This window comes from Cellulosimicrobium sp. NPDC057127, from assembly GCF_042670945.1.
In the GTDB taxonomy this organism is placed as follows: Bacteria; Actinomycetota; Actinomycetes; order Actinomycetales; family Cellulomonadaceae; genus Cellulosimicrobium.
The window spans coordinates 1-11,242 of record NZ_JBHUUP010000027.1; the positions used below are offsets into that span (position 1 = coordinate 1).

Genomic DNA, 11,242 nt, shown 5'->3' on the forward strand with positions numbered 1-11,242 from the left:
GACCGGGTGTGCTCCCGGTCGGCGGCCTTCGTCGTGCCCGGACGGCGTCAGCGTGTCGCGAACAGGCGCGAAGCCTGCGCCTCGGCGTCGGCGTAGGTCTGCGCGGCGGACCCGAGGGCGGCGGTGATGGCGTCGAGCGCCGCCTCGACCTGGGTCTGCGTGCCCTGCCACTGCGCCATGACGCCCGTGAACGCCGTCGCGGCCCCGCCGCGCCACGACGCCTGGAGGTCGGTGAGGTGCCGCATCATGGCCGCGACCTCCGTGCGGATCGCGGTCACGGACCCGTTCACCGCCGTGCTCGCCTGCGCCACGCGTGCACTGTCGACCTCGTACCTGCTCATCTCGTCCTCCGTCGTGTCCTGCGGACCACGCCGGGCCCGCGCCGTCCCGGTCCGGTCGCCGGGCACGTCGGGGACGCTAGCCGCGCCCCCGGGCGTGCACCCACGGCGGGCGCGGGCCCTGTGGACGACGGTTCAGACGGTGCCTGCTGTGGACGCCGAGGCTGCCTGTGCCAGCTTGTTCTGCTCCTTGCGCAGCCGCTGGAGCTCCGCGTCGAGGTTCTGCCTGGCGGGTTCCTCCCAGGCCGCGCCGAGCGGGCTGGAGAACAACGACTGGCGGCCGAGCAGCTTGCTGAGGATCGCGATCCGGGCGCGGACATAGTCCTCGGCAGGCACGTGGGCGTACTCGTCGCGCACGTCCTTGAGGTACTCCTTGTAGCGCTGCGGCTCGGCGGCGAGCATCGCGAGGTCGGCGTCGCACAGCACGGCGCAGTCGAAGTCCGCCGGGTCGGGCGCGTGGCGCACGAGCGCGTTGACGAGCTGGGCGACGCGCCGTGCCGCGTCCTCCGGCACGCCGAGCGCGGTCAGCTCGCCGAGCGCGAGCGCGGCGCTGGCCGACTCGTCCTCGCCGCCCTTGCGCGCGTAGGTGGCCCGGGCCTTCGCGTCGAACACGGCGCCGTGGTACCAGGCGGCGAGCCGCACGAGGTCGGGGTCGTGGGTCTCCTGCGACAGCTCGTCGACGCGGCCGAGCACGTCGGCGAGGTGCCGCAGGTTGTGGAAGTGACGGCCGGGGGTGTCCCAGCGGTCGAGCAGGTCCTGACCCGCGGCGCGGAGGTCGTCGTCCGACGCGGTCGCGCCGGCACCTCGGGCGCTGCGGACGAACGAGGAGAGGAACCACTGCGGTGCGTCGACACTGGTGACGCCCATGAACTCAGCCTTCTTCGACGACGTGGCACGTGCCGGGCCGGCCCGGCGGGGAGTACCGGGCGACAGGCCCACGTCGACCGCGGGCCCAGGCACCAGCCTAGGGCGGTCCGCAGACGACGACGCGCCATGCTAGCCGTCCGCGCGTCACGGTGAGGTCACGAAGGCATCACGGGATCGTCGCGACCCGGTCTGGCGAGCACTCGCTCAGGGCGCGTCGTGCGGCCCGGCCGGCTCCGCGAGCGGCAGCTCCAGCCGGACGGTGAGCCCGCCGCCGTCCGTCGGGCGCACCGCGACGTGACCGTGGTGGGCGGCGACGATCGCCGCGACGATCGCGAGGCCGAGGCCCGAGCCGCCCGACGCGCGGTTGCGCGAGGAGTCGGCCCGGTAGAAGCGTTCGAACAGACGCCCCTCCTGCCCTGCGGAGACCCCGGGGCCGTGGTCGCGCACCTCGAGGACCGCCGTCGCGCCGGCCCGGGCGGGCCCGTCGCCGGCGGGTGCCGCGGCACCGGCCGGCGCGCCGGCACCGCCGGGCCCGGGGAGCGGAGGCGCCTCGACGACGCCGAGCGCGATCTGCGCCGCCGTGCCCGAGGGCGTGTGGCGCGCGACGTTCCCGATGAGGTTGGCGAGCACCTGCCGCAGCCGGTCCTCGTCGCCCACGACGCGCACCGACGCCGGTGGGTCGGCCCCCGGCGCGAGTGCCACGATCCCCACGTCGCGCGACGGGTCGAGCGCGTGCAGGTCCTGCGCCGAGTCGCGGGCGAGCGCGGCCAGGTCGACGGGCTCGTGACGCAGCGGGCGGCCCTCGTCGAGCCGCGCGAGGGCCAGCAGGTCGTTGACGAGCGTCCCCATCCGCGTCGCGGAGTCCTCGATGCGCGTCATGGTGTCCTCGACCTTGTCCGGGCTGTCGAGCGCCCCCATCCGGTACAGCTCGCCGTAGCCGCGGATCGTCGCGAGCGGGGTGCGCAGCTCGTGGCTCGCGTCGGAGACGAAGCGTCGCATCCGCGCCTCGGACGCCTCCTGGGCGGCGAACGCCTCCTCGATCTGGGCGAGCATCGCGTTGAGCGACGCGGCGAGCGAGCCCACCTCCGTCGTCGGAGGTGCGGGTCGCACCCGGCGCGCGAGGTCACCGCCGGCGATGCCCGCCGCGGTCTCCTCGATCTCCCGCAGGGGTCGCAGTGCCCGGTGCACGGCGACGTACGCGACGGCACCGCCGAGGAGAGCGATGCCGAGCGCCGAGAGGGCCAGCGACCGGCCGAGGAACTTGACGGTCTCGTGGATACCGGTGAGCGGGAGCGCGACGAAGGCGGTGCCGTCGCGTGCACCCGTCAGCTCCGAGCCGTAGAAGAACGGGACGACGCGCCACTGCGCGGGATCCGTGCCTCCCTCGGACGACACGGTGAACGGTTCCCCGAGACTCTCCTCGACCTCCGGTTCCGACATCGCGGGGATCTGTGGCGCCCCATACAGGTTGACCGTCTGCGGCCACCGCAGGGGCACCTCCTCGCCCTCCGCGGGGCGGACGAGCACGAAGTAGTCCGACGGCAGCTGCGTCGATGCCCCGAGGCGGTCGTTCAAGGTCACGCGGGCCACGGCGCCGGCCGATCGCTCGAGCTGGCTGTCGACCTGCCTGACCAGGAAGTTCGAGATCACCGTCGTCGTCACGAGGGAGGCGATGCCCAGCCCCGCGGCCAACAGGAGGACGAGGATGGCGACGAGGCGTGCGCGCAGCGGCACGCGCGCGAACCAGCTCCAGTCGCCCGTCGGGACGCGCCGGCCGAACGGTCGCTGCGCCGTCGTGCGCACGGGACCGGTCGTCATGAGGTGCGCGACGTCTCCGCCGGGGGCGGCTGGCGCAGGAGGTAGCCGACGCCGCGCTTGGTGTGGATCAGCGGCGGGAGCGTGACGGGCTCCCCGTCCGGGCCGGGCACGGTGAGGTTGTCGATCTTGCGGCGCAGGTAGGAGATGTAGGACTCGACGATGTTCGCGTCACCGCCCCAGTCGTACTGCCACACGTGGTCGAGGATCTGCGCCTTGGACAGCACGCGACCGGCGTTGAGCATGAGGTAGCGCAGGAGCTTGAACTCGGTGGGGGACAGGTCCACCTCGATCCCGGCGCGGCGCACCTCGTGGGAGTCCTCGTCCATCTCGAGGTCGGCGAAGCGCAGCACGGCCTCGTCGACGGGCTCGGCGTGGGTGCGACGCAGGACCGCGCGGATGCGCGCCACGACCTCCTCGAGGCTGAACGGCTTCGTGACGTAGTCGTCGCCGCCGACGGTCAGGCCCGTGATCTTGTCGCGCGTGTCGTCCTTCGCGGTGAGGAAGACGACGGGCGTGTGCTGCCCCTTCTCCCGCAGCCGGCGCGTGACGGTGAACCCGTCCATGTCGGGGAGCATGACGTCGAGCACCACGAGGTCGGGGTCGACGTCGCGCACGAGCTTGAGCGCGCTCTGCCCGTCCGCGGCCGCGTGCACCTCGAACCCGGCGAAGCGCAGGGACGTCGCCAGGAGCTCGCGGATGTTCGGCTCGTCGTCGACGACGACGAGACGTGCCTCGGGAGTGCTCATGGTCCCAGTGTGCGCGCGTCCTCTGGGAGCCGCCTGGGAGCGGACTCCACCCCGACGAGGCTCCCTCTCCGGCCGCGGGCGGGGCGTCGAGCGTGGGCGGCGTCGGGCAGGATCGGGCCATGCGGATCACCGTGGACCAGCGACGGCGCGCCCTCGTCGCACGGCAGCTCGCGCTCCGCGTCGACCACCCGGGCCTGCCGGCCGCCCGGACGGCGGAGGACGTCGTCGACCGCGTGCTCGCGCTCCACGCCACCGACGCCCCGAGCGTGTACCTGTCGGTCCTCGCGCGGCACCCCGGCCTCGGGATCGCCGACGTGCGCGACGCGCTGTACGACCGCCGCACGCTCGTCAAGGTCCTCGCGATGCGGCGCACGATGTTCGTGGTGCGGCGAGGGCTCGTGCCCGTGGTGCACGCCGCGGCAGGTGCCGCCGTGGGCCGGCGGCTGCGCGCGCGCCTGCTCAAGGAGCTCGCGACGCTGCCGACCGAGCCGCCGGTCGAGGACGCGGGGGCGTTCCTCGCGGAGGCGGAGCGACAGGTGCACGCGGCGCTCGCCGAGCACGGCCCGCTCGACGGCGCGAGCCTGTCCCGGGCGGCGCCCGCGCTGCGCACGGCGTTCCTCCCCACGACCGACAAGTCGTGGGACGTGCGGCGCACCGCGACGAGCCAGCTGCTGTCGATGCTGTCGGCGGAGGGCGAGATCGTCCGCGGCGAGCCCCGGGGATCGTGGTCCTCCAACCGGCACGTGTGGTCGCCGATGGACGACTGGTTCCCCGACGGCGTCCCCGGCCTCGACGAGGCGACGGCCCGCGCCGAGCTCGCGCGCGCCTGGCTCACGGCGTTCGGGCCCGCGACCGAGAAGGACCTGCAGTGGTGGACGGGGTGGAACCTCGGGCACACGCGCGCGGCGCTCGCGGACGTCGGCGTCCGGGAGGTCGAGCTCGAGGTCGGTGCGCCGGAGGGGGTGGGGGAGAGCGCCGTCGTGCCCGGGGTCGTGCTGCCGGCAACGCTGGACGACGGGTCGCTCGACCTGCCCGCCGGCACGGTCGAGGGCCACGTCGCGCTCCTGCCCGCCCTCGACCCGACGACGATGGGCTGGGCCGTGCGCGACTGGTACCTCGGGCCGCACCGGCCCCAGCTCTTCGACACGATCGGCAACGCGGGCGCGACCGTCTGGTGGGAGGGGCGCATCGTCGGCGCGTGGACCGTGCGCCGTGGTGGCGAGCCCGTCCACCGGCTGCTCGAGGACGTCGGCGCGGACGCCGAGGCCGCGGTCGCGGCCGAGGCCGCGCGTCTCGCCGGCCTGCTCGGCGGCGACGGCACGACGGCGTCCTTCCCCACCCCGCTGTACCGCGAGCTGCACGCGTGAGCACGCAGCCGGCGGTCAGAGGTAGCGCAGCGGGTCGAACTCCTCGAGCGGGATGATCCGCACGCGCGGCAGCACCGCGGTGAACGCGCCCGCGTGGTCCTCGAGGTCGAAGATCTCGAGGCCGCGCGCGGTGAGCTCGGACAGGCGCACGTTGACGAACTCCCGGAACGCCAGGACCCCGACGCGGCGGTCCGTGTCCCCGAGCAGCGCCTCGACCTGCGGCAGGAAGTCGCCGTCGTGGCTTGCGAGGAGCACGTCGCCCGGGCGGTCGCGCAACGCGTCGAGCGTGCGCTGGATACCGATGTCGACGACCTTCTCGCTGCTGGACCCGGCGAGCGGGATCGGGCGGTAGCCCATCGCGAGCAGCGCCTGGACGAACGACATGGGCATCTGGCCGGAGGACGCGTTGAGGAAGAACAGCGGCGTCACGTCCTGGCTCCACGCCTGCCGCGCGAAGTCGACGATGCGGTCCCACCGCGGGCGCTCCTCCGGCGCCGGGCGGTGGCCGAGGACGTTCATGCCGAGCGTCGCGTCGATGTTCTCGCCGTCCACGACGAGGTACGTGCGCCGCGGAGGCGTCAGGGCAGCGGCGCTCTGGGGGTCGGACATGGCGCCAGCCTAGCCGCGGCCCGTCACACGAGACGTGCGGAGACGACCGTGTTGTCGGTGTAGTGGCCGGTCACAGGGTCGACCGTCCCGCCGCACGTGATGAGCCGCAGCTCGGGCCCGTCCGTGTTGCCGTACACCGTCAGGGTCGGGAAGTCGTCCTTGCGGAACTGCGCGACCTCCTCGACGACGAACGTCACGGTGGACCCGTCGGCCCGGTCCACGGCGATCTCGTCACCGGCCGAGAGGAGGGCCAGGTCGTGGAAGACCGACGGTCCGTTCTCGGTGTCGACGTGACCCTCGATCACGGCCGGACCGGTGGCGCCGGGCCGCGGCGAGCCGTCGAACCACGCGGCGCGGTCGACGTCGGGCCCCTCCGGCACGGCCATGGTGCCGTCCGCCTGGAGCCCGAGCGTGACCAGCTCGGACTCGACATCCAGCGCCGGGATGCGCACCGTGGTGGGCAGCGGCTGCTCGGCCTCCGCGGCCGGGCTCGGCGGGACGCTCGGCTCCGGCGGCGCCGGCACACCCGTACCTGCCGGACCGGACGGCGACGGTGCGGGCGCGGGGGAGTCGGCGGAGGGCGCCGTCGTGCGGACCTGCGGCGGAGCGGGCTCCTGGCCCGCGACCCCGACCGCCACCGCCGCGCCCCCTCCGAGGAGGAGCACGACGGCGGCGGCCGGGACGACGCCGCGTCGGACGTCGCGGGACATCAGTCCTGCGCCACCGCGCGACGACGACGCAGCACCAGCGCGCCGCCCGCGAGGAGCGCCGCGGCGCCGCCCACGATCAGCCCGGCGTTCTCGACGCCCGCGGTCGAGCCGGTGCCGGTCTGGACGCCGCCCTGCGGCATCTCGGACATCTGCGAGACCGTCATGATCCCGCACAGCGCGGGGTCCGTGGCCTCGGCCGGCAGTGACGGGTCGAGGTCGGACATCGTGTCGCCGTCGTACGCGCCGCTGCCGTCGTGGTCGACGCCGTGCAGCACGACGGCGGCCTGGCCGCCGGCGATCGCGTCGGCGACCTCCTGCGAGACCTCGATCGAGCCGCGCTCGTACATGAGGTTCCCACCCGGGGCGGTGCCGAACCGGTCGACCGCGAGGGCCGAGTCGGCGGACGTGTCGCCCTCGGTGGTGAGGGAGACCTGCACCGACCCGTAGGCCGGCACGCCCTCGCTCGTGGTGAGGGTCCCGCTCCCGTCGGCGTCGTCGCTCGCGGCGGGGCACTCGTGCCGGGCGTCCGGCGCGAAGTGGACGTGGGCCGCGTGCGGGCTGTCCGGCAGCAGGCCCGTGGCCTCGATCTCGACGTTCAGCGTGGTGCCGTCGACCCACACCATGGCGGTCCCGCCGCCCTCGACCCCGTTCAGGGGGACGGGCGACAGCTCGCCCTGCGTGGTGTCGGCGGCGGCCGCCGGGGCGGCCACCGCGAGGGCCGCAGCCAAGGAGAGGGCGGGGACTGCCAGTGCCGTGCGTGCTCGCGTGCGCATGGTTCGTGCTCCCTTCCACGGTCGCGACGGTCGCGGCCGTGGAAGGGGTTCGGTGCCGTCCTCGATCCGGATGGGTGCTCGTCGTCGATCCGTCCCGGCCGCTCCGGGAGCGGCCCTGGCGCGCCCGCGGTTTGCGCCCCACCCGGGGCCAGTGGGTACGGTCCTCCTTCGTGACCACGTTCGACACCACGTCCGACGCCCGCGGCGTCGTGCGGATGACGGTCGTCCAGAGCTCTCCGGACGTCACTCTCGACACCTGGGCGGAGCTTCTCGACCTAGACCTGCGGGTCGTGCGCGCCTACGACGGCGACCCCCTCCCCGCGCTCCACGAGGTCGGGGACGGCCTCGTCGTGCTCGGCGGCCACATGTCGGCCTACGACGACGCCCGCGCGCCGTGGCTGCCGGCGCTGCGCGATTTGCTTCTCGCTGCGGCGACGACCGGCCTGCCGACTCTCGGCATCTGCCTCGGCGCCCAGCTCCTCGCGGTCGCCGGCGGCGGACGCGTGGAGGTCGCGGCCCCGCCCGGGATCGAGGTCGGTGCCACCCGCGTCTTCTGGCGCGGTGAGGCCGCCGACGACCCCGTGCTCGGAGCACTCGCCGGTGGCGACGCGCCCGTCGAGCGGGTCGCGAGCGCCCACGGCGACGCCGTCGTCGACCTGCCGCCGGGCGCCGTGTGGCTCGCGTCGTCGAACATGTACCCCTACCAGGCGTTCCGCCTCGGCTCAGCTCTCGGCGTGCAGTTCCACCCCGAGGCGTCGTGGGCGTCCCTGGCGGGGTGGTGCGACCGGTACGACGACGTCGACACCGCCGCGGTGCTGGCTGCCTACGACGCCCACGCGGCCGAGATCGCCGACGGCGGCCGCCGCCTCGCGGAGTCCTTCGCCACCGAGGTGCGTGGCGCCGTCGCCAGGGGAGCCGTCTCCGCCTGATGCTCCCGGGACGGAGCGGCTGTCGCGTGCCGCCCGAGCACCGGCGACGCCACCACCGCGGGGGTGGCGTCGCCTACTGCGTCGGTGCGTCCTGCGTGCCGGTGCCGATCTCGGGCGTCACCTGGGTCGGCGAGACCTGCGGCGCCGGCGCGGACCCCTGCTTGAGCGCGGCGAGCCGTGCCTCGACCTCGATCTGCTCGCCCGAGGACTCGAGCTCGGCGAACTGCGCGTCGATGCTCGACGCCGCGACCTCGGCCTGGCCCATCGCCATGGCCTCCTCGCGGCGCACCATCTCCTCGTAGCGCGACAGCTCGCTCGTCGGGTCGAGCACGTTGATCGACCCGAGAGCGCCCTGCACGGTCTGCTGCGCCTGCGCCGTCTTCTGCCGCGCGACGAGGGAGTCGCGCCGCGACCGCAGCTGGCCGAGCTTGTCCTTCATCATCGCGAGCCCCGACTTGAGCTTCTCGACGGTCTCGCGCTGGCTCGCGATGAAGGGCTCCGCCTGGCGCACCTCCTGCTCGGCGGCGATCTGGCGGCCGAGCGCGACCTTGGCCAGGGCGTCGAACTTGTCGGCACCCGCGGTGTCGCCGGACTGGCGGAACCGGTCCGCCTGCGCCGACGCCGCGGCCGCCTTCTGGCCCCACTCCTGGATCGCCGCGACGTCCTCGTTGTAGTCCTGCTCCGCGAGGCGCAGGTTGCCGATCGTCTGCGCGACCGCCTGCTCGGCCTCCGCGATGTTGTTCGTGTAGTCGCGCACGAGCTGGTCCAGCATCTTCTGCGGGTCCTCCGCGCTGTCCAGCAGCGCGTTGATGTTCGCCCGCGCGAGCTGGGTGATGCGCCCGAAGATGCTCTGCTTCTCCGCCATCGTGTGTCCTCTCGTGTCGTCCCTGCCGTGCCGTCGTGCGTCGTCTAGAAGCGTCCGCCGCGCCCGCCCCGGCCGCCGGACCGCCCACCGGACCGTCCGCCGGAGCGGCCTCCTGACCGGCCGCCGCCGAAGCCGCCACCACCGAACCCACCGCCGAACGAGCCGCCGCCGAACCCGCCGCTGCGACCCCCTCTGCGCAGGATCGAGTCGAGCAGGATCCCGCCGAGCACCATCCCGCCGACGTCCGCCCCTCCGCGCCGCCCGTAGCCGGCGCCGTACGCGCCGCCGAGGTCGGGGCCCTGCTGGGCGTCCCAGCGCGACGCGTCCTCCTGCGCGAGCCGGGCGGCCGCCTGCGCGAGGGCGTCCGCCTGCTGCGCGCGCTGCAGGGCGGCCACCGGGTCCGTCGGCTGGAGGGCGCGCGCCTCGTCGGCGAGGCGGACCGCCTCGGACAGCCGGGTCCGCGCCTCGGGTCCGACGGCGCCCCGTCGCGTCTGCACGAAGCCGCTCGTCGCCCGGACCTGGGAGTCCACGCGCCCGAGCGTGTCCCGCAGGAGCGCGTTCGCACGCGCCGCCTGCTCCGCACGCTCCCGGAACGGCGCCAGCGCGGCGTCGAGCGCGCCCTCCGCCTCGGTGAGGCGGCGCAGGACGGCGAGGGGGTCGCCGCCGTCGTGCACCGTCTCCGCGGCACGGGCGGCCGCCTGCGCCTCCTCGAGCGCCGGAGCGACGGACGGGTCGGCGGGCGCCAGACGTGCCGCGTCCGCGATGTCGGCGCGGATCGAGGCGAGCCCGCGATCGGTGCGCGTGCCCGCCTCTGCCAGGTCCGTGCCGGCGCGGTCGACGGCGTCCAGGAGCGCGACCGCCTGACCGACCGCGTTCTGCGCGGCGCGTGCCAGGGCCACGGCGGTCCCGCGGTGGCGCGTGCCCAGCGCGTCGCGGCCCCGGCCGACGGACTCGCGGGCGCCCGCGACGAGCGCCTCCGCCTGGTCGGGGTTGCGCGCCACCGAGGCGAGCGCGGTCGCCGGGTACGTCCGGGCGAGGGTGTCGAGCGTCGCGCGCGCCGGACCGACGCGCGCCAGCACCTCGTCCGCGCGCTGCTCCGTCTCGTCGAGCACCTGCGGCGCCCGCGCGTGCAGCTCGCGCAGCTCGTCGAACGCCGCGGAGCGCGCGTCGAGGTCGTCCGCGACCTCGTCGCACAGCGTGATGATGCGTGCCATGGCGGTGCGGGCCTCGGCCGCCGTCTCGGGCCGTTCGTCGTCGAGCTGCTGGCGCAGCGTGAACGCCTCCGTGACGCGGCGCCGTGCCTCCGCGAGCGCCGCCGAGAAGTCGCGCGTCGCCTCGATGCCGAACTGGGCCTGCGCGAAGCCGAGCTCCTGCTCCGACGTCGTGATCGCGTCGTCGATCGACACGAGCGCGGCGCTCGCGCGACGGTCGAGCTCCTCGGTGGGCAGCGCCTCCAGCCCGGTAGCCGTCGTCGGTGCGCCCGCCGCGCCGCGCCGCCGGTTCACGACCGCACGGACCACGAGCACGACGAGCAGGACCAGCAGCCCGCCGACGGCCAGCACGAGGAGCGTGCTCACGCCCCCGCCCCCTGCGGCGGCCTCGCGCGCCGTGTCCGCGGCCGCGATCGCCGCTCCTGCCCAGTCGTCGTCGCGCAGGTGGTCCTCGACGGTGCCGACCACACGGTCGAGGTCCCCGTCGCTCAGCCCGACGTTGTTGTCGTACGACAGCCCGTAGCGACGGTCCTCGGTGCCCACGGCGAGCAGGAGGTCGTTCACGCCGAGGCCTGAGGCCGTCGCCGTCGCGTTCGCCCAGTCGAGGCCGTCCATGCCGTCCAGGTCCGGCACGTACACGACGAAGAGCTGGAGGTCCGTGTCCTCGGCCAGGCGGTCGAGCGCGTCCTGGACCTCGTCCGTGCGGTCGCCCAGCACGCCCTGCGGGTCCGTGATCTCGCCCTCGACCTCCGTCGGCGGCACGGCGTGCGCGCTGCCCGACGGCACGAGCAGCGCCGCGGCGATCACCAGCGCGCCGAGGACCGTGAGGAGCGCCCGGGGGCCGTGACTCGCGACGTCGCGAACACGGGAGGAGGACGCGCGGTCGGGCAGTATCACCTCGCGATCCTGTCCCAGCGGTCCGGTGCCTGCAACGGGACGACACCGGCAGGGGCGTGGCCAACCCGTCGAGAAGTGGATCCGCGCCCCGATATCGCGCGATGTCGGGGCG

General features: G+C 74.9%; 11 protein-coding genes. 2 read left to right on the forward strand and 9 right to left on the reverse strand.

Annotated elements, in window-relative coordinates:
* Positions 1–47: 47 nt before the first annotated feature.
* The 4 genes from ACFTZA_RS16755 to ACFTZA_RS16770 form a co-directional block, all read right to left on the reverse strand.
* Complete coding sequence (locus ACFTZA_RS16755) at positions 48–341, reverse strand: WXG100 family type VII secretion target (RefSeq protein ID WP_378197519.1); 294 nt, start codon at positions 339–341, stop codon at positions 48–50.
* Between the two features lie 132 nt (positions 342–473).
* Entirely contained in the window at positions 474–1,205 is a 732-nt protein-coding gene (locus tag ACFTZA_RS16760) for a hypothetical protein (RefSeq protein ID WP_378197522.1), read from the reverse strand.
* A 204-nt stretch (positions 1,206–1,409) separates the two neighbouring features.
* Positions 1,410–3,023: a sensor histidine kinase gene (locus ACFTZA_RS16765; RefSeq protein WP_378197525.1), complete on the reverse strand. Its 1,614-nt coding sequence runs from the start codon at positions 3,021–3,023 to the stop codon at positions 1,410–1,412.
* On the reverse strand, positions 3,020–3,769 hold the full coding sequence (locus tag ACFTZA_RS16770) for a response regulator transcription factor (protein WP_378197528.1): 750 nt from the start codon (positions 3,767–3,769) through the stop codon (positions 3,020–3,022). Before ACFTZA_RS16770 ends, ACFTZA_RS16765 begins: the two co-directional genes overlap by 4 nt.
* A 119-nt stretch (positions 3,770–3,888) precedes the next feature.
* Here ACFTZA_RS16770 and ACFTZA_RS16775 point away from each other — a divergent pair, with 119 nt between their 5' ends.
* Positions 3,889–5,136: a winged helix DNA-binding domain-containing protein gene (locus tag ACFTZA_RS16775; RefSeq protein ID WP_378197531.1), complete on the forward strand. Its 1,248-nt coding sequence runs from the start codon at positions 3,889–3,891 to the stop codon at positions 5,134–5,136.
* A gap of 15 nt (positions 5,137–5,151) precedes the next feature.
* Here the strand turns inward: ACFTZA_RS16775 and ACFTZA_RS16780 are convergent, their stop codons facing one another.
* From ACFTZA_RS16780 to ACFTZA_RS16790, 3 genes are read right to left on the reverse strand one after another with little or no spacing between them, the layout of a single operon-like run.
* On the reverse strand, positions 5,152–5,745 hold the full coding sequence (locus ACFTZA_RS16780; protein ID WP_378197534.1) for an NYN domain-containing protein: 594 nt from the start codon (positions 5,743–5,745) through the stop codon (positions 5,152–5,154).
* Positions 5,746–5,768: 23 nt separating this feature from the next.
* Complete coding sequence (locus ACFTZA_RS16785) at positions 5,769–6,455, reverse strand: class F sortase (protein WP_378197537.1); 687 nt, start codon at positions 6,453–6,455, stop codon at positions 5,769–5,771.
* Complete coding sequence (locus ACFTZA_RS16790; RefSeq protein WP_378197540.1) at positions 6,455–7,228, reverse strand: hypothetical protein; 774 nt, start codon at positions 7,226–7,228, stop codon at positions 6,455–6,457. Before ACFTZA_RS16790 ends, ACFTZA_RS16785 begins: the two co-directional genes overlap by 1 nt.
* Positions 7,229–7,398: 170 nt before the next feature.
* On the opposite strand from ACFTZA_RS16790, the gene ACFTZA_RS16795 reads away from it, so the two are divergent.
* Positions 7,399–8,157 (forward strand): type 1 glutamine amidotransferase, encoded by a 759-nt coding sequence (locus ACFTZA_RS16795; protein ID WP_378197543.1) that lies wholly within the window; start codon positions 7,399–7,401, stop codon positions 8,155–8,157.
* Between the two features lie 73 nt (positions 8,158–8,230).
* On the opposite strand, the gene ACFTZA_RS16800 is transcribed toward ACFTZA_RS16795, so the two are convergent.
* A complete protein-coding gene (locus tag ACFTZA_RS16800; protein ID WP_378197546.1) occupies positions 8,231–9,022 on the reverse strand; it encodes a PspA/IM30 family protein in 792 nt (263 codons plus the stop codon).
* A gap of 44 nt (positions 9,023–9,066) precedes the next feature.
* Positions 9,067–11,130: a TPM domain-containing protein gene (locus ACFTZA_RS16805; protein WP_378197549.1), complete on the reverse strand. Its 2,064-nt coding sequence runs from the start codon at positions 11,128–11,130 to the stop codon at positions 9,067–9,069.
* Positions 11,131–11,242 lie beyond the last annotated feature (112 nt).